At 70.6% G+C, this 17,862-nt stretch carries 15 protein-coding genes and 1 pseudogene; 11 read left to right on the top strand and 5 right to left on the bottom strand.

Annotated features, from left to right (window positions below; all coding sequences use genetic code 11):
* Positions 1 to 149 precede the first annotated feature (149 nt).
* The 4 genes and pseudogenes from ABD714_RS00675 to ABD714_RS00660 all read left to right on the top strand — a co-directional run bounded on the left by ABD714_RS00675 (position 150) and on the right by ABD714_RS00660 (position 3,212).
* Positions 150 to 1,805, top strand: a pseudogene (locus ABD714_RS00675) (DNA/RNA helicase domain-containing protein).
* Positions 1,802 to 2,155: a nucleotide pyrophosphohydrolase gene (locus ABD714_RS00670; protein ID WP_344810337.1), complete on the top strand. Its 354-nt coding sequence runs from the start codon at positions 1,802 to 1,804 to the stop codon at positions 2,153 to 2,155. The pseudogene ABD714_RS00675 and the gene ABD714_RS00670 overlap by 4 nt, the downstream one beginning before the upstream one ends.
* 212 nt (positions 2,156 to 2,367) lie before the next feature.
* Entirely contained in the window at positions 2,368 to 2,745 is a 378-nt protein-coding gene (locus ABD714_RS00665; protein ID WP_344810336.1) for a cupin domain-containing protein, read from the top strand.
* Positions 2,742 to 3,212 (top strand): MarR family winged helix-turn-helix transcriptional regulator, encoded by a 471-nt coding sequence (locus ABD714_RS00660; protein WP_344810335.1) that lies wholly within the window; start codon positions 2,742 to 2,744, stop codon positions 3,210 to 3,212. The genes ABD714_RS00665 and ABD714_RS00660 overlap by 4 nt, the downstream gene beginning before the upstream one ends.
* Before the next feature lie 73 nt (positions 3,213 to 3,285).
* Here ABD714_RS00660 and ABD714_RS00655 read toward each other — a convergent pair whose 3' ends face one another.
* Both ABD714_RS00655 and ABD714_RS00650 read right to left on the bottom strand, forming a co-directional pair.
* Positions 3,286 to 4,377, bottom strand: coding sequence for a mandelate racemase/muconate lactonizing enzyme family protein (locus ABD714_RS00655; RefSeq protein WP_344810334.1), 1,092 nt, complete (start codon positions 4,375 to 4,377; stop codon positions 3,286 to 3,288).
* Positions 4,378 to 4,465: 88 nt separating this feature from the next.
* Complete coding sequence (locus tag ABD714_RS00650; protein WP_344810333.1) at positions 4,466 to 4,744, bottom strand: hypothetical protein; 279 nt, start codon at positions 4,742 to 4,744, stop codon at positions 4,466 to 4,468.
* A gap of 42 nt (positions 4,745 to 4,786) precedes the next feature.
* Here ABD714_RS00650 and ABD714_RS00645 point away from each other — a divergent pair, with 42 nt between their 5' ends.
* Both ABD714_RS00645 and ABD714_RS00640 read left to right on the top strand, forming a co-directional pair.
* Complete coding sequence (locus tag ABD714_RS00645) at positions 4,787 to 5,170, top strand: hypothetical protein (protein ID WP_344810332.1); 384 nt, start codon at positions 4,787 to 4,789, stop codon at positions 5,168 to 5,170.
* On the top strand, positions 5,167 to 6,069 hold the full coding sequence (locus ABD714_RS00640) for an FkbM family methyltransferase (protein ID WP_344810331.1): 903 nt from the start codon (positions 5,167 to 5,169) through the stop codon (positions 6,067 to 6,069). Before ABD714_RS00645 ends, ABD714_RS00640 begins: the two co-directional genes overlap by 4 nt.
* Here ABD714_RS00640 and ABD714_RS00635 read toward each other — a convergent pair.
* Complete coding sequence (locus tag ABD714_RS00635) at positions 5,964 to 6,437, bottom strand: DUF309 domain-containing protein (RefSeq protein ID WP_344810330.1); 474 nt, start codon at positions 6,435 to 6,437, stop codon at positions 5,964 to 5,966. The two genes, ABD714_RS00640 and ABD714_RS00635, sit on opposite strands and share 106 nt — an antisense overlap.
* A 206-nt stretch (positions 6,438 to 6,643) precedes the next feature.
* Here ABD714_RS00635 and ABD714_RS00630 point away from each other — a divergent pair, with 206 nt between their 5' ends.
* A complete protein-coding gene (locus tag ABD714_RS00630; protein WP_344810329.1) occupies positions 6,644 to 12,181 on the top strand; it encodes an ATP-binding protein in 5,538 nt (1,845 codons plus the stop codon).
* An 87-nt stretch (positions 12,182 to 12,268) separates the two neighbouring features.
* Here the strand turns inward: ABD714_RS00630 and ABD714_RS00625 are convergent, their stop codons facing one another.
* Positions 12,269 to 13,978, bottom strand: a complete 1,710-nt coding sequence (locus tag ABD714_RS00625) for a protein kinase domain-containing protein (protein ID WP_344810328.1) — start codon at positions 13,976 to 13,978, stop codon at positions 12,269 to 12,271.
* Between the two features lie 247 nt (positions 13,979 to 14,225).
* Here ABD714_RS00625 and ABD714_RS00620 point away from each other — a divergent pair, with 247 nt between their 5' ends.
* Together ABD714_RS00620 and ABD714_RS00615 are read left to right on the top strand one after the other, a co-directional pair.
* Positions 14,226 to 15,206, top strand: coding sequence for a C45 family autoproteolytic acyltransferase/hydrolase (locus ABD714_RS00620; protein WP_344810327.1), 981 nt, complete (start codon positions 14,226 to 14,228; stop codon positions 15,204 to 15,206).
* A 12-nt stretch (positions 15,207 to 15,218) separates the two neighbouring features.
* Positions 15,219 to 15,467: a hypothetical protein gene (locus tag ABD714_RS00615; RefSeq protein ID WP_344810326.1), complete on the top strand. Its 249-nt coding sequence runs from the start codon at positions 15,219 to 15,221 to the stop codon at positions 15,465 to 15,467.
* A gap of 126 nt (positions 15,468 to 15,593) precedes the next feature.
* Here the strand turns inward: ABD714_RS00615 and ABD714_RS00610 are convergent, their stop codons facing one another.
* Positions 15,594 to 16,739, bottom strand: coding sequence for a serine hydrolase domain-containing protein (locus ABD714_RS00610; protein WP_344811252.1), 1,146 nt, complete (start codon positions 16,737 to 16,739; stop codon positions 15,594 to 15,596).
* Positions 16,740 to 16,990: 251 nt separating this feature from the next.
* Here ABD714_RS00610 and ABD714_RS00605 point away from each other — a divergent pair, with 251 nt between their 5' ends.
* On the top strand, positions 16,991 to 17,482 hold the full coding sequence (locus ABD714_RS00605; RefSeq protein ID WP_344810325.1) for a fluoride efflux transporter FluC: 492 nt from the start codon (positions 16,991 to 16,993) through the stop codon (positions 17,480 to 17,482).
* Positions 17,479 to 17,856, top strand: coding sequence for a fluoride efflux transporter CrcB (gene crcB / locus ABD714_RS00600; RefSeq protein ID WP_344810324.1), 378 nt, complete (start codon positions 17,479 to 17,481; stop codon positions 17,854 to 17,856). Before ABD714_RS00605 ends, crcB begins: the two co-directional genes overlap by 4 nt.
* Positions 17,857 to 17,862: the final 6 nt, after the last annotated feature.

Here is a 17,862-nt window from a genome sequence, read left to right as displayed (position 1 = left end):
CACTGACCGAACAGTTCCGCCACCAGATCGGGCACCGACCGTCGCCTAGCGAGATCAAGTCCTGGGGGCGGAGTTTGGACGTCCTCGCCACTGATCTGGACGAGGCCGGACTGGCCGAGGTGGAGGTGCTTGTTGAGTACCAGCTGCCAATGACCAGCAAGCGGGTCGATGCAGTGCTTTGCGGTCGGCGCCCGCGAACCCGGCATCCTCAGTATGTTCTGGTAGAGCTCAAGCAGTGGTCTTCGGCTCATCTGCTGCATGACTCTGAAACTGTGTGCGTCCTTGAGGGGCTAGGTGAGCGACTGCACCCCGTCGAACAGGTCCGGCGCTACTGCAGCTATCTAGGCGACTTTGCGGCCGCACTCAGCACATCACCGTCGGCAGTCTGCGGCGTCGCGTACCTGCACAACGCCACGGATGGCGACGTCGGAAGCCTATGGCAACTCGAACCCGACGAGCAGGGTCGCATGTTCACAAGCCAACGCCGTGGCGACTTCCTCCGCTACCTGCAGCACCGACTGGCGCCGGAATCAGGGGCCGATGTCGCAGACCTGTTGCTCTCGTCGGTGATCAGGCCAAGCAAGCAACTGCTGGCGCTCGCTGCCGAGGAGGTGCAGAGTCGGGAGCAGTTTGTCCTGCTGGACGAGCAGCAAGTTGCTCATCAGCTTGTCACGCGCGCGGTCGAGCGCAGCCTTCGGGCCAACACCAAGGAGGTGATCGTCATCTCTGGCGGACCCGGTTCCGGCAAGAGTGTGATCGCTCTCTCCCTTGTCGGCGAGCTGTCACGACAGGGCCGCAGCGTCCTGCACGCCACTGGATCCAGCGCGTTCACGAAGACGCTTCGCCGGGTTGCCGGTCAACGGGCGCCCCGGGTAAAGGAGATGTTCAAGTTCTTCAACCAGTTCGGCGACGCCGAATGGAACAGCCTCGACGTGCTGATCTGCGATGAGGCGCACCGGATTCGGGCGACATCCAGCAACCGCTACACCCCGGCCCGGCTGCGCACCGGCCATCCGCAGGTCGACGAACTGATCGCTGTGGCGCGGGTACCCGTCTTCCTACTCGACGAACACCAGGTCGTGCGACCTGGCGAGATCGGGACCATCGCCGATATCCGAGCAGCGGCCGATCGAGTCGGGCTCACAGTGCGTGAGGTCGATCTCGACGGACAGTTCCGCTGCGGCGGCAGCCGTCTGTACGAGGAGTGGGTGCTCCGTCTCTTGGGCTTGGAGCCGGGCGGACCGTTGCCATGGGAGGGAGACGACACGTTCAGCCTTGGGGTGGCCGAGGAGCCGTCGTTGATGGAGGCGCGGCTGCATCAGATGCTCGACCAGGGATACGGCGCGCGCATCGCGGCCGGCTATTGCTAGCCCTGGAGCGACGCGAAAACAGGGCGTCCCCTGCGGCTTGATGTTCAGATCGGCGACTGGCACAAGCCGTGGAACAACAAGAAGGAGACATCTCATGAGGGCGCTCCTGGCACCCCTTTCTGGGCCTCCGATGCTGCTGGGTTCGGCCAGGTTGGATGTGTCTATACCGCGCAAGGTTTCGAATACGACTACGCCGGCGTGATCATCGGTCCAGATCTGGTCTGGCGGGACGATCGCTGGGTGGCCCAACCAGAGCGAAGCCACGACTCTCAGGTAAAGCGCGCACCTGCCGAAGACTTCGATAGGGCCGTACGTAACACCTACAAAGTCTTATTAACTCGGGGGATGCGAGGAGCATTTATCTACTCCACCGACGCCGAGACTCAGGGCATGTTGCGTAACCTCGTCCCTGATGTCGTGGTGCCGGCACAATGAGCGACCTCACCGCGCTCCGAGACGGGATGAGAGCTTTCACAAAGAACCGAGCTTGGGAGTCTTACCACGACCCGAAGTCGCTGATCCTCGCGCTCGTTGGCGAAGTAGGTGAACTGAGCGAGTTGTTCCAGTGGTTGCCAGCGGACCAGGCTGTCGAGAAGGCAGCCTCGGTCGGACTACGCGACCGCGTCGAGGACGAAATCGCGGACATCCTCCTGTACCTGGTGCGGCTCGCGGATGTCCTTCAGATCGACCTCGCGCAGGTCGGGGAGGCAAAGCTCAGACGAGTCGAGACGAAGTACAACCCAGGCGACCGGCCTGATCGCTATCGCGGGAACCACGAGCGCTGAGCCGATCTCCGGACTGTTCAGCAGAGTCCATCTCGACATCAAGGCGTGACGCTTGACACCGAGCGAGGCTGCGAAAATGCATGGCCGGGAGCGCAGCCGCGACTGAGTTCGTGCCAGGAGCCGAGGAAAATCGTCAATCTAGTTGACGATCTCGACTGTCCTCGGCGAGGATAGTCAACACAATTGACCACCATCGGCTTTCAGGAGCATCCATGCCCGTCATCCACGCCCCGACCGCACCCACCCACACGCTCGCGGGTACCACCTTCACGTCGCTGGCCACCCCGAGCCGCGGCAGCACCTCCGATACGTCTGTCTGGCGAGTGTCCATCGCCCCGGGCACCAAGCCGACCCCACACGCTCTCACCCGCGAGGAGATCTTCGTCGTGCTCACGGGGTCCGCCGACGTGACCATCGACGTCACCCAGGCGTCCGCCGGGGCCGGAGACGCGATCGTCGTGCCACCGGGCGTCCCCTTTTCGCTCGCTAATCCGGGCGACGATCCCCTCGAGCTGTTGTGCTGCCTGCCGGTGGGCGGACAGGCCCGTCTCGACGACGGCACCCTCCTCACCCCGCCGTGGGCCCAGTGAGCCAGGCCGCCGACGACGTCCAGCTGCCTCTGGCCCGGTTGTTCGCCATCGCGTACCGGCAGCTGATCACCGACCTGCACGCGGAGCTTGCGCGTCGGGGCTGGACCGACGTGCGGCCGGCGTACGGGTTCGCGCTGCTCGCCCTACGGGAAGGCCCCCTGTCGAGCAGTGAGCTCGGCGTCCTGATGGGGATGACCAAGCAGGCCGCCAGCAAGCTCGTCGAGGCCCTGCTGGAGGCGGGCTATGCCCGCCGTGGGGAGACGACCGGTGACGGCCGGGTCCGGCCCATCGAGCTGACTGATCATGGCCGTCAGCTTCAGGAAACCGCCGAAGGGATCTACACCGAGCTGGAGAACCGCTGGGCTGACGTCATCGGCGAAGATCGCCTCGCCGCGCTGCGCGCCGACCTGGTGAGCGTCATCAGCGCCGACGACGGTGAGCTGCCGCCCGTCCGCCCACTGTGGTGAGGTGATCGATCTGGCCGACCATTGGTTCTGGCACCCGGCCTCCGCCACCCGCCTCATCGACCCGGCGACGGTGTCACGTTCGCGGAACCGGCAGGCCGAAGCCCGGCCGCTCCGACAGCGTCATCCGCCCGTCCGCGAACACGTGCGCGGAGGTGTCGACCCCATCGGTGACCCCCGGGACACCCTCGACGATCGCGACGTTTCCCAACCCCGCAGCGAGATGGGCCGCGTAGATGGTCTTCAGCGGCCGGCCCCACGCATGGGGCGAGGCGGAGACGCCCAGCTGGACCAGAGTCGGCAGGATCCGACGCCACGGGCTCAGGCCGAAGGACATCACGTCCATCAAGAGCACGTCGAGGTGGCCGCGACCCGCGATCGGGAGCAGGGAGGCGACGTCCGGATCGGTCTCCCCCTCCGCGATCAGGGTCGCCGGGCTGATCGCGTCCAGCTGCGCCCGCAGCTCGGCCAGGTCGTCGGCGTCGTCGGTGAACGGTTCCTCCACCCAGTAGAGACCGACGTCCGCGACGGCCTCCAGATAGCGGCGGATCCCGTCGAGGTCGTAGCCGTCGTTGGCGTCGACCAGGATCTTTGCGGTCGGGAAGGCGTCGCGGACCGCCCGGGTGATCTCGATGTCGCGGCGGTCGCCCGCGGCCCGGTCGAGCCAGCGGTGTCCACGGCCGATCTTGAGCTTGAAGGCGCGATAGCCCAGCGCCGCATCGGCACGGCACTGGTCGAGCAGGACCGCCCCACCCCGGGGATCGTCGTCGGGATCGAGGTCGTCGAAGTAGATCGCTCCGTCGTAGACCTCGACAGTCGTCTCGCCGCGGGAACCGAGCACTGCGTGGACCGGCTGGTCCAGCACCTGGCCCAGCAGATCGTGCAGCGGCACGTCCAGGAAGCCGAGGGCGTCCTCGCGGATCCCCGACTCCGGGTCGATCAGCTCGGACACGGCCCGCCCGACGACGAGCCCGTCCCAGTCCCCGGCCGGTGCCTGCTCCACCAAGCCCCATCCGGTCCTGGCGGTGTCGGTGCGCAGGATGGCCACGCGGGACGTCCCGCCGCTGCCGTGGCTGCTCAGCCGCGCGTTCCGGCCGACGGTGCGTGGATAGCGGGTCGGCAGGTCGACCAGATCGACCCGGGCGATGGTGGGGTCCGACGTCGGCATGAGTCCCATTCTGTCGCCCGTTGTGTCCAGCCCGGTGAGTACCGGCAGCACCTGGGTCACGCCGAGACCATCCAGTCCACCGTCGGCTTCACGCCGTCCCTGCCGCCTTCTTCCTCGGCCACGTCGCGCACATCGGGTTGAAGCCGAACGGCGACATGATCGATCCGGCCGCCCCCGGCCCCCAGACGTTCCTCGCCCCGGAGCGGGTCACCATCCCCACGACCGTACGCTCGGTGAGTGCCGTCAGCATCCTCACCGGCGCTCCCGAGACCGACATCGTGAGCGCCAACCCGGGTCTCCCCGCCGCCGGGTCGCTGCCGCCGTCGGCCCCCACCACGGGGCTGCTCGTGCCCGGGGCCCCACGCACGACCGCACCCTGGAGGTCGGCGACCGGTCCGGCACCACGGTCGTGGAGACGACGGCGCAGATCGCCGAGCAGCTGCGCGGCGGCGGCGTCGGTGGTGAGTCGACCCAGTTCGCGCTCTACCCCGGCGGCACCGCGAGTCCGGACGGACTCACGCTCTGGGTTCTCGGGGATGCCGTGGTGGGCTTGGAGATCCGACGTCTGCGGCCGCCGGCCGACGCCCCGGATGATCTTGGCCCGGCGCCGGCGGTGATCAGCTCCGACCTCGGTCGCGCCCGGCGTCAGGAGCTCTGGTCCGAACGCGGTCTGGTCCTGCACCGACGGGGGGACGAGATCGCCGTGGCCCTCGGGCTGTCGCCGTTCGACCCAGACTCCTGGGAGTCCGGGTCGCTGCGCCGGTGGGGGAGCGAACGGCGGCTCAGCCGGTGACGACAGCGGTGCGGGTCGCCCGCGCCCTCGGCCTGGCGCGCTCGCTGGCCGTCTACTACGGACCGTTCTGGCGGCGCCGCCGCCTGACCCGGTTCTACCGGCAGTTCCTCTCCCCCGGCGACTTGGCCTTCGACGTCGGCGCGCACGTCGGCAACCGGGTGAGCGTCTTCCGCGGACTCGGCGCCCGCGTCGTCGCGGTCGAACCGCAGCCGCACCTGATGACCGTGCTGCGCCTGCTGTACGGCCGGGATGCGCACGTGCGGCTGGAGCAGTGCGGGGTCGCGGCCACGACGGGCACCGGCACGCTGCACCTGAGCGCCCGCACCCCCACCGTGTCCAGCTTCGCCGCCGGCTGGATCGAGGAGGTGGCGGACGACCCGGGTTTCGCCCGGGTGCGGTGGGAGACGGCGCTGTCGGTGCCCCTGGTCACCCTGGACGAGCTGATCGACCGTCACGGCGAGCCGCGGTTCACCAAGATCGACGTGGAGGGCTTCGAGCAGGAGGCGCTGGGCGGTCTCAGCCGGCCTCTGGCCTCGCTGTCCTTCGAGTACCTCCCCGCGGCCGTCGAGCGGGCCGTCGCCTGCGTCGAACGGCTGACCGCGCTCGGTGACTACCGGTTCCGGCGCTCGCGGGTGGAGACGCACAGCTGGTGGGACCCGGACTGGGTGGACGCGCCGACCATGATCAGTCGGCTGCGGACGCTGCCCGACGGTCGCTCCGGCGACGTGTACGCCGTACGGATCGACGGGAGGCCTCCCGACTCGGACCACCTGGCTGCTCGAGCAGCCGTCGGTCAGAGCGGTGGGAGTCCGGGATCCACCGGGGTGTCGGGATCGGCGTCCAGCGCGGCCAGGCGCCCGGTCAGCCAGTCGGTGAGGGCGTCCAGGTCCAGTCCGTAGCGCGGCTGACCCGTGGTCGCGTACGCGCTCAGCCGGCTCAGTGCCCGCTGCCACAGGGTCCGCGCCCCGGAGGCGTTGCCCCGTTCCCGGTGGGTGCTGCCGACGCAGAGCTGGGCCAGTCCCTGCCACAGGTCGCGCTCGGCGTCCGGTGCGTCCTTCCATCTGGCCTCGAACACCTCGTGCGCGGAGAACGGCCGACCCTCGATCAGCAGCGCCCGCGCCCCTTCGATGGTCTCCAGCGGCGGCAGCGGCTCCTCCGACACCGGCTCGACGCCGACGCTCCCGTACGCCAGCGGTCGTCCCAGCCGGTCACGCGGCCGCGCCTGGCGCGCCCGTCCCTGCGGGTCACGATCCCGGCTGGAGTCCATGGTCGCGATGATGCCACCGCGGGTCCCCGCCGACGGCGGCCCGGTCGGTCGTCGGTCCCTCGGCCCTCACCGGCCGACGGCGGACCCGAAACGGACGCCGGCGGACAGCCCCGGCAAGACCCGCAGCGCAAAAGGTGGCAGGCTGCGTCTCTGAGACGCCCGCGCCTCGGGTCTCAACGCCGATGCCCTCCGGAGGTAGACACTCGATGTTCTCGCGCATTGCCATCGTGAACCGTGGCGAAGCCGCCATGCGGCTGATCCACGCGGTGCGAGATCTGAACGCGCAGGCCGGCCCCGACGGCGGCCGGATCGCCACGGTGGCTCTGCACACCGAGGGCGAGCGGCGGGCGATGTTCGTCCGGGAGGCCGACCTCGCGTACGACCTCGGACCGGCCGCCAACCGCCCCTACCTGGACTACGCGGTGCTGGAGCGCGCCCTGGTGGAGACCGGGGCCGACGCGGCATGGGTGGGCTGGGGCTTCGTGGCCGAGGACCCGAACTTCGCCGAGCTCTGCGCCCGCATCGGGGTCACCTTCATCGGTCCGAGCCCCGCAGCCATGCGCAAGCTCGGCGACAAGATCGGCTCCAAGCTGATCGCCGAGGAGGTCGGCGTCCCGGTCGCCCCGTGGAGCGGCGGCGGCGTGGACACCCTCGAGGACGCCACCGCGGCGGCCGCGACGATCGGTTACCCGCTGATGCTCAAGGCGACGGCAGGCGGCGGCGGGCGCGGCATCCGGATGGTCGCCTCCGACGCCGACCTGGCCGACGCGTACGAGCGCACCCGCGACGAGGCCCAGCGCGCCTTCGGCTCCGGGGTCGTGTTCCTGGAGCGCCTGGTCACCGGGGCCCGCCACGTCGAGGTGCAGGTGATCGCCGACGGTCAGGGCACCGCCTGGGCCCTCGGGGTCCGGGACTGCTCCGTCCAGCGCCGCAACCAGAAGGTGGTCGAGGAGTCGTCGTCCCCCGTGCTGTCGCCCAGCCAGGTGGCCGAGCTCAAGGCCTCGGCCGAGCGGCTGGCGCTGGCCGTGAACTACGCCGGCGCCGGCACCGTCGAGTTCCTGTACCACCCGGGCGAGCAGTTCTTCGCCTTCCTCGAGGTCAACACCCGGCTCCAGGTCGAGCACCCGATCACCGAGGCGACCACCGACACCGACCTGGTCAAGCTGCAGCTCCACATCGCCGGCGGCGGCCGGCTGACCGGCGAGCGACCCGTCGAGGTCGGTCACGCCGTCGAGGCCCGACTCAACGCCGAGGACCCGGACCGCGACTTCGCCCCCTCCCCCGGTCGGATCGCGCTGCTCGAACTTCCTTCCGGGCCAGGGATCCGGGTGGACACCGGCGTCGGCGAAGGCGACTCGATCCCGGCCGACTTCGACTCCATGATCGCCAAGATCATCGCCTTCGGCCGGGACCGCGACGAGGCCCTGGCCCGGCTGCGTCGGGCCATGAGCGAGACCACCGTCGTGATCGAGGGTGGAGCCACCAACAAGAGCTTCGTGCTCGACCTGCTGTCCGCCCCGGAGGTCATCGACGGCAGCGCCGACACCGGCTGGATCGACCGGGTCCGCTCGGAGGGCGGTCTGGTGGCGCACCGGCACTCCGGCGTGGCGCTGGTTGCGGCCGGCATCGAGGCGTACGAGACCGAGGAGTCCCTGGAGCGGACCCGGCTGGTGGAGACCGCCCGCGGCGGACGCCCCCAGGTCCAGCACCGCACGGGTCGGGGCATCGACCTCAAGCTGCGCGGCAACGCGTACAAGGTCACGGTGTTCCGCACCGGCCCGCAGCGGTTCCGCGTGGTGGTGGCCAACGGTGCCGACGAGCAGGCGGTCGAGGCCGAGCTGGATCGGCTGGACGCGTACAAGAGCCGGCTGACCGTCGGCGGCAGCACCCACCGTCTGGTCACCGCCACCCACGGCCCGGTCCAGCTGGTCGAGGTCGACGGCGTCACCCACCGGGTGAGCCTGGACGAGGGGGGCGTGCTCCGCTCCCCCGCCCCCGCCCTGGTGGTGGCCACCCCGGTGGTGCTCGGTGACGAGGTGGCGGCCGGCGCCCCGGTGCTGGTGCTGGAGTCGATGAAGATGGAGACGGTGCTCACCGCACCGTTCGCGGGGCGGGTGCGCGAGCTGCTGGTGTCGGCCGGGAGCCAGGTCGAGACCGGCGCCCCGTTGGTCCGGCTGGAGCCGGTGGGCGACGCCGACGAGGCGGCAGCGGCCCCGGAGTCCGCGGCCATCGACCTGGATCTGCCCGGCGACGGGGCACCGTCGTCGGATCCCGAACCGCGGGCCGAGATCCGGCGTCGCGACCTCTACGCGGTGCTCCGCGGCTACGACGTCGACCCCACCGACAACGGCAGCACCCTCAAGGCCTACCTGGCCGACCGGGACCAGCTGGTGGCCGGCGGCCGCTCGCCGCTCGCCGGTGAGCTCGCCCTGCTGGAGGCGTTCGCCGACTTCGCCGACCTGTCCCGCAACCGGCCGGCCGGTGAGGACCTGCACCTGGAGAACCAGGTGCACAGCCCCCGGGAGCACTTCCACACCTACCTGCGCAGCCTGGACCCCGACCGTGGCGCGCTGCCGGACGACTTCCGCGAGAAGCTCCGCCGGGTGCTCCGGCACTACGGGGTGACCGAGCTGGACCACACGCCCGAGCTGGAACGCGCCGTCTTCCGGGTCTTCCTGGCCCAGCAGCGGTGGGCACCGGACCTGCAGCTGTCCACCTCGATCCTGCAGCGCTGGATCGGCGAGCAGCCGCCGGCGCCGGAGCTGGAGCAGACCTACCGCGACGTCCTCGACCGGCTGGTCGCCGCCACCCAGCTCCGGTTCCCGGTCGTCGGTGAGCTGGCCCGCAGCGTGCGGTTCCGCTGGTACGACCAGCCGCTGGTCGACTCCGAGCGCCAGAGCGTGCTGGACAGCGTCGCCGCCGAGCTGGTGACCCTGACCGGGATGCCCGCCGGACCCGAGCGGGACACCAAGATCGACGCCCTGTCGACGATCCCGGAGCCGATCGTGCGGTTCCTGGCCGACCGGATCGACGACGGGACCATCCCCGACGACGAGCCGATGCTCGCGGTGTTGATCAAGCGGCACTACCGCGAGTACGAGCTGCGGGACCTGCACGAGGTCAGCGTGAACGGGCGTCCCCTGGCCGTCGCCGACTACACCACCGACCGGCGGCCGACCCACCTGGTGTCGACGGTCGGCCGGTTCGACGAGCTGGCTCCGGGCAGCGACCTGGTCGCCACCCTGACCGAGCAGATCGCCCAGGCCCCGAGCGGCCACCGCAGCGTGCTGGACCTCTACCTGTCCTGGCCGGAGGCGCCCGAGGACGCCGACCGGGCGGCGGCCCTGCTCCGCGAACGGCTCACCGGTCTGGGGCTGGCCCACGCGGGGAGCCGGTTCAGCATCGCCACCTGCCCCGGCGCCGGACGGCCGATCGGCTACTTCATCTTCCGGCCCGAGGCCGAGGCCACCGACCCCGACCACGCCCTGGTCGAGGACACCCTGGTCCGCGGGGTGCACCCCATGGTCGGGCGCCGCCTCACCCTGGGTCGGCTCCGCGAGTTCGACGTCACCCGGCTGGACGCCCCCGAGGACGTCCTGCTCTACCGCTGCGTCGCGCCGGGCAACGAGGCCGACCAGCGGCTGGTGGCCCTGGCCCAGGTGCGCCAGCTCGCCGTGGTCCGGGACGAGCACGGACAGGTGATCGGTCTGCCCCACGCCGAGCGGGCGATCTCCAACTGCCGCGAGGCGATCCGTCGGGTCCGGGCGGCGGCCGGCGCGGCCGGTGAGCGGCTGGACATGAACTACGTCTGGGTCTACATCTGGCCGACCATCGACGCCGATCCCGAGCAGCTGACCGCGCTGCAGGGGCAGATCGCGCCGATGACCACCGGCGCCGGCATCGAGGAGCTGCTGATCGGCGGCGCGGTGGCCATGCCGGACGGGACCGAGCGGACCCTGGTCGCCGGCTTCCACTACCAACCGGGCTCCGGGGTCGTCACCACGTTGGGGGCGCCACCGCTGCACCGGTTGAAGCCGCTGGACGACTACGACCAGAAGGTGGTGCGGGCCAAGCGGCGCGGCGTGGTCTACCCGTACGAGCTGCAGTCCATGATCGCCGGACCGGGTGGCACCGCCACCGAGTACGACCTGGACGGCAGCGGTGCCCTGGCGCCCATCGAGCGCCCGTACGGTCGCAACTCGGCCGGCATCATCGCCGGGGTCATCTCCTCCCCCACCGACCGTTATCCCGAGGGCGTACGGCGGGTGCTGCTCTGCGGTGACCCGCTGCGAGCCCTCGGCGCTGTGGCGGAGCCGGAGTGCGCCCGGATCATCGCGGCGCTCGACCTGGCCGAGGAGATGGGCGTGCCGGTGGAGTGGTTCGCCCTGTCCGCCGGCGCCCGGATCTCGATGGAGTCCGGCACCGAGAACATGGACTGGGTGGCCAAGGCGCTGAAGCGGATCGTCGAGTTCACCCAGGCGGGCGGCGAGATCAACGTCGTGGTGGCCGGCATCAACGTCGGCGCGCAGCCGTACTGGAACGCCGAGGCGACCATGCTGATGCACACCAAGGGCGTGTTGATCATGACCCCGGACTCGGCGATGGTGCTGACCGGCAAGCAGTCCCTGGACTTCTCCGGTGGTGTCTCGGCCGAGGACAACTTCGGCATCGGCGGCTACGACCGGGTGATGGGACCGAACGGGCAGGCGCAGTACTGGGCGCCCGACCTGGCCGGGGCCCGCGAGATCCTGATGGCCCACTACGACCACGCGTACGTGGCCCCGGGTGAGGACGGTCCGCGGCGGGCCGACACGACTGATCCCCATGATCGCGACGTGACGACCTTCCCGCACGATCCGGAGGGCTCCGGTTTCGCCACGGTCGGCGACATCTTCTCCCCCCTCACCAACCCCGATCGCAAGAAGGCGTTCGACATCCGCACGGTGATGGCCGCCGTCGCCGATCAAGATCATCCGACGCAGGAGCGCTGGGCCGGGATGGCCGACGCCGAGACGTCGGTGGTCTGGGACGCGCACCTGGGTGGGCTGCCGGTGGCCATGGTCGGCATCGAGTCGAAGTCCGTGCCCCGGCGGGGGTTCCCGCCCACCGACGGACCGGACGTCTACACCGCCGGCACCCTGTTCCCCCGGTCGTCGAAGAAGACCGCCCGGGCGATCAACTCGGCCAGCGGCAACCGGCCGCTGGTGGTGCTGGCCAACCTGTCCGGCTTCGACGGGTCGCCGGAGTCGATGCGCACGCTGCAGCTGGAGTACGGCGCCGAGATCGGCCGGGCCATCGTCAACTTCGACGGCCCGATCGTGTTCTGCGTGATCTCCCGCTACCACGGCGGCGCGTTCGTGGTCTTCTCCAAGGCGCTGAACCCACGGATGACCAGCCTGGCGGTCGAGGGCTCGTACGCCTCGGTGCTGGGCGGCGCCCCGGCCGCGGCCGTGGTGTTCAGCCGCGACGTCGACGCCCGGACCGCCAAGGACCCGCGGGTGGTCAGCCTCGACCAGCAGCTGGCGGCGGCGTCGGGGGCGGCCCGGGCCGCCCTGGCCACGGAGCTGGCCGAGGTCCGGCGGGACGTGCGCAGCGAGAAGCTGGGCGAGGTGGCGACCGAGTTCGACCGCAAGCACAACATCCACCGGGCCGTCGAGGTCGGCTCGGTGGACGAGGTGATCGCCGCCGCGGAGCTGCGACCGAAAATCATCGGCGCGCTGGAGAAGGGCCTCGGGCTGGTCTAGCCGGTAGGCGCCGGTCCGACGGCCGCCGGTCGCGTCACACCTCGAGACTTTCCACGGCGACGGAGGGCTGAGGTTCGGTCGGCGGAATCACCCGACGGTGGAGTCCTTGGGATCGGGCTTGTCCCGCTTGGACTTCTCCGGCTTGTCCGGCTTGGACTCACTCGGCTTCGGCTTGTCCGGCTTGGACTCACTCGGCTTCGGCTTGTCCGGCTTGGACTCACTCGGCTTCGGCTTGTCCGGCTTCGGCTCACTCGGCTTCGGCTTGTCCGGCTTCGGCTCACTCGGCTTCGGCTTGTCCGGCTTCGGCTCACTCGGCTTCGGCTTGTCCGGCTTCGGCTCACCCGGCTTCGGTACGGACGGCTTCGGTGCGGACGGCTTCGGCTCACCCGGCTTCGGCTCACCCGGCTTCGGTACGGACGGCTTTGGTACGGACGGCTTCGGTGCGGACGGCTTCGGCTCCGGATCAGACGGCTGCGGCTGCGTCGGCTCGGGCGTCAGCGTTTCGGGCGCAGAGGCCACCGACTCGGGCTCGGGTTCCGAGTCATCCGGCATCGGCGTGATGGGGGCGCCGGCCCCCTTCGCCCGTGTCAGTCCTTCGGCGGACGTGAACGAGGTGGCTCCGGCCACGGAGCTCAGCAGGAAGGCGGCTCCGGGTCTGATGTCGCTGCCCGGCGGCGCCGAAGGCCCTGCCACCGTCGTCCTCTCCATGATCGGGCTGCGGGAGCCACCGATCAGGCTCGCCGCGACGGCGCCGCCGTCGGCCAGCTCGGCGCCCCGGAGATGGAACGCGCCGAACCCGGCGATGGGGAGCAGTGCGGCTGCAGCGCCGCTGATCACGGACACCATCCGACGACGGGGCGGGCGCCGCGCCGGTCTCAGCACCGTCACCGTCGCCCAGCCTGTGCTCTCGTCGGTGGGACTGGTGTCGGCGGGGTCCACCGGCGCCAGCACGGCGCGCGCTCGCCGGGACCGGATGATGTCATCGAGATCGTCGGTCATCGCCTCGGCCGAGGGATAGCGCTCACCCGGGTAACGCCGAAGGCTCCTCAGCAGGACAGCATCGAGATCAGAGTCGATGTCAGGATTGTGCTCGCTGGGTGGCACGGGATCCTCGAACAGCCGCTCGATCAGCACCTCCGTTCCCTCTCCGGCAAAGGGGGGGCGGCCAGTCAGCGCCTCGTACAGGACGCAGCCCACGGAGTACACGTCGCTGCGCGCGTCAGCGGGCAGCCGTTGCACCTGCTCCGGAGACGCGTAGGCGTTGCTGACGAATCGTGAGATCTCATCCGACGGCTCGCTCGCGTCACCCGGGTGTCGCGCAACGCCGAAGTCGACCAGACGAACGCGACCTGCGGGAGTCACCATCACGTTGCCGGGTTTGACGTCGCGGTGGACGATCCCGACCGAATGACAGTAGGCCAACGCCCCGAGTAGCTGGACTGCGAGGTCGAGAGCCGTGTCGAGGTCCACCGTTCCTTCACGGAGCAGTGCTCGCAAGGTCTTCCCAGGAACGAAGTCCATCACGAGGTACGGAACCGAGACTCCGGTGTCAGCGTCCTTCGCATGACCGCTGTCGAGCACCCGTACCACCGACGGGTGGTCGAGACTTGCCGTCAGCGCCTCGGCCTGGAACAGACGCCGGGCGTCCTGGTCGTGCAGGAGCTCGTCGAGGAGATACTTCACGGCCACAGCTCGGCCGGTCTGCACGTCGAGCCCCAGCCGGACGTGTGCCATGCCCCCGCGGCCCACCAGTCGGCCCACCCGGTAGCGCCCCGCACTGATGACCTGGTCGATCATGTGTTCCCCCCCGGGTTCGAGTGCGAGGTCATGCATCCTCAGTTCACTCGGAGGTCACCTTAATCGCCTCCAGGAACCCCGTCCAGTGACGATCACCTGTGGTGGACCGGACCGAACGATCGTCCGCCCGGGTCCGAACGACCCTGTGCCTCCAATGCAGCGCTGTGCGCGATCGTGCGCGACTCCCGGTTCCACTCTGCCGCCGTCAAGTTTGACTTGACGCCACCGTCAAGCAATCCTTGACGACATGACCCAGTACCCCCTGACCATGTACGGCATCCGCGAGCTCAAGCCCGGCCCGCGCTGGCGTGCCTTCTTCGACGCCACCTGGCCGGCGTACCGCCGCTGGTACCTCTCCGAGGGCCGCGCCGCCCGGCCCGGGCTGCGGACCGCCGGGGCTGCGCTCGCGCACCACATGCCCGAGCTGCTGCCCACCTGGGGCCAGCTGTCCGAGCAGACCGGACACGATCTGGACGCCGCCGCGCTGCTCACCCACTGGAACCTGCCGACCTTCCTGCCGGCGGGCTGCAGCCAGGTGGTGACGCCGGACCCGAAGCCGTCGCTGCTGCGCAACTACGACTACGCCCCCGCCCTCTTCGAGGGCGTGTCGATCTCGACCGACTACCTGCAGCCGGTGATCGGCACCAGCGACTGCCTGTGGGGACTGCTGGACGGCATGAACGGCTCCGGCCTGGTCGTGTCCCTGACCTTCGGCGGGGAGCGGACGGTCGGCGAGGGCTTCGGCATCCCCCTGGTGGTCCGCTACCTGCTGGAGACCTGCCAGCGGGTGGACGAGGCGGTCAGCGCCCTACGCCGGCTGCCGATCTCGATGTCGTACAACCTGACCATGCTCGACGCCGAGGGGGCGGTCGGCACCGCGCACGTCGGCCCGGGCCGGACCGTCGAGTTCAGCGAGCAGCCGTGCGCCACCAACCACCGGTGGCGGACGCCGCTCGACCCCGCCCACGCCGCCCGGTTCCGCAGCGTCCAGCGGCTGGACCACCTGGACGACCTGTTGGACCACCGGGCCAGCGCCGACGACATCGCGCTGTCCATGCTGCAGAAGCCGCTCTACAGCCGGGAGTTCAGCCAGTCGTTCGGCACGCTGTTCACCGCCGACTACCGGCCCGCCGAGCAGAGCGTCACCTACCACTGGCCCGAGCTCAGCTGGACCCGGACGTTCGACTCGCCCGACGCCACCGTGGACGTGGTGCTCGCCGACGCCTGAGAATGGGTGACCATGGCCGCACCGCAGGACTCCCTGGACCAGCTCAGCGACGGCGAGCTCGACGCCCTGATCCGGGCGGCCGTGGCCGAGCTGACCAGCCGGGGCACCACCGAGTCGTTCGCGCTGCTCGTTGCCCTCAGCGGTCTGGTCGGGACCAGCCTGGGCGAGGCCGCCCGGCTGGTGGCCGAGCGCGGCTCCTGGAGCCAGGTGGCGCAGATCTCCGGCACCACCAAGCAGGCCGCTTGGTCCCGCTGGCGCTGAATCTGGCTGGGCTGGCACCGGGGCGGCGGCGGTTCCTGGCTCCGAGCGGGCCAAACGGGGGTCTCAGTGGTGCTCCCGCGGCGTGTCGCGGCCCACGAGCCCGTTGAGCCGCGGGTCTGTCCCGATTCACCGCGCCAACGGCGCGAGCACCTCGTCGAAGAGCAAGGGTTCGAGGACGGGACCGACGCCGTCCTCGGGGACGTCGACGTCCTCAGCGGTGACCACCAGCACCACCCGGCGCGACGGGATCACCATGATCCGCTGGTACCACGAGCCTGCCGCTCCGTATCCGCGCACTCCCGTTCCGGGGTTGTCGATGATCCACCACAGATAGCCGTACTGGCCCTCGACCGCCTGTTCCGGCGTCAGCTGCGGGGACGTGGAGCGGGCCACCCAGTCCGCCGGGACGAGCTGCTGACCGTTCCACTGCCCGTCGTCCAGGTAGAGCTGCCCGAGCCTGGTCAGATCCGGCGTGGTCAGCCGCAGCCCGAACGCCCCGGTGTGGGTGCCCGCACTGTCCCGCATCCAGGCGAAGCCCGCTTGGTCGAAGCCGCCGCCCTGCTTCTCGTCGCTCTCCTCCCACGCGGGCCGGGTGACGATGCCGAGCGGGTCGAACAGCTTCTCCCGGGCGTAGTCCAGGATCGGTCTGTCGATGGCCCGGTGCAGCACGGTCGCCACGAGCTGGGCGCTGCTGTTGGAGTAGAGGAACGTGGCGCCGGGGTCGTTGCTGAGCCCGTACGCGAGCAGCTGGCCGGTCGGGTCGTCGGACTCCAAGCTGAGGCCGCCGTCGTCGCCCGGCATCCCGGCCGTCATGGTCAGCAGCTGCTCCAGGGTGATCGTCTGCTGCTGCGACGTCATCACGGCCACGTGCTCCGGCAGCAGCTCGGCCAGTGACTGATCGAGCCGGAGCCGGCCCTCCTCCACGGCGATCCCGACCAGGATGCTGAGGACGCTCTTCGTCACCGACCACACGTGGGCGTGATCGGTCGGCTTCCGGTCACGGTAGATCGAGATCTTCGTGGCGCCGTCGACGGTGAGCACGATCGACCGCACCGCCTTCTGCGTGTCCGGCGCCGCCGCCAGCCGCGACTGAAGGTTCTGCTGCAGGGCCGCGTAGTCGACGCCGGTCGGTGGGTGAGGCGTCTCGGCAGCGGAAGCCACGGGACTGCTGCTCGGGGCGGGCGGGGCCGTGGTCGAGCAGCCAACCATGAGCGAGGCGAGCACGGCGAGTCCGATGACCGCCGGCCGCCAGCGCCGCACCCCCACGCGCATGGTCACCTCCGCGGTCCCCTCAGGGCGGCGCACCAGCGGTCGCCGCGCGACGGGCAGTGCCGCCACCGGCCCGGGAAAGCTGATCGCGGCACTGCTGAACCACGCTAGCCAGCCGCCCGTGCGCTCAGCCACGTGCAGCGGTCGGACAAATTCAGCACCTCCACCTCGTCCCGAGCGCCGGGCGCGGTCCGTCGACACCCGCGGACGCGGGCGATGATGTCCTCGATGACCACTGAGCGAGGCAGTCGTTCGTGAGAGGTCCGCGCGAGGAGCTGCCGAACGACCCGGACCGACCCGCGAGCAGCCGCGGGTCGACCCGTCCGCCGCCGTTGACCCCGGCGGTCCTGGGCCTGGTCGGGCTGGGCGGGATGGCCGGCACCGCGGCGCGCTACGCGACGAGCCTGGTGGTCCCGGAGCGACACGGTTGGCCGCTGGCCACCCTGGCAGTGAATCTCGTCGGCGCCTTCGTCCTCGGGCTGCTGCTCGAGGCCCTGGCCCGCGGCGGGGAGGACGGGCCGGGGGCCGCGGTCCGGCGGCGCGCCCGGTTGGTCGTGGGCACCGGGTTCTGCGGCGCCTTCACCACCTACAGCGCCCTGGCGGTCGACCTGGACCTGCTGCTCCGGGGCGGGGAGGCCGGGACCGCGGTCGCGTGCGCCACGACCACCGTGGTGGTCGGCTTCCTGCTCTGCTGCTCGGGCATCTGGCTCGGCGCCCGTCGTCCTGGACCCGCGGCGGCGGGATGAGCGCGCTCGTCGTCGTCCTGCTGGTGGTCGCCGGAGGTCTGGGGGCGGTGGCCCGTTACGTCGTCGACGCCGCCGTGCGGAGTCGGTCCGCCGTCGCCTTCCCGCTGGGCACCGTGGTGGTCAACCTGACCGGCTCGTTCGTGCTCGGGCTGCTGACGGGGCTGGCGATGGCGCAGCTGCTGCCCGACCCCGTACGCCTGGTCGCCGGCACCGGCTTCCTCGGCGGCTACACCACGTTCAGCACGGCGACCTTCGAGACCGTACGGCTGGTGCAGGAGCGCCGGGTCGCCGCCGCCCTGCTCAACGGACTGGGCACGCTGCTGGCGACCACCGCCGTGGCCGGGCTGGGGCTGGTGATCGGGCTGGCGGCGTGAGGGTCC

The sequence above is a fragment of the Microlunatus aurantiacus genome, assembly GCF_039536605.1.
Taxonomy (GTDB): domain Bacteria; phylum Actinomycetota; class Actinomycetes; order Propionibacteriales; family Propionibacteriaceae; genus Microlunatus; species Microlunatus aurantiacus.
The sequence above is the reverse complement of the archived record's forward strand: the minus strand, read 5'-3'. Positions and strand labels throughout refer to the sequence as shown.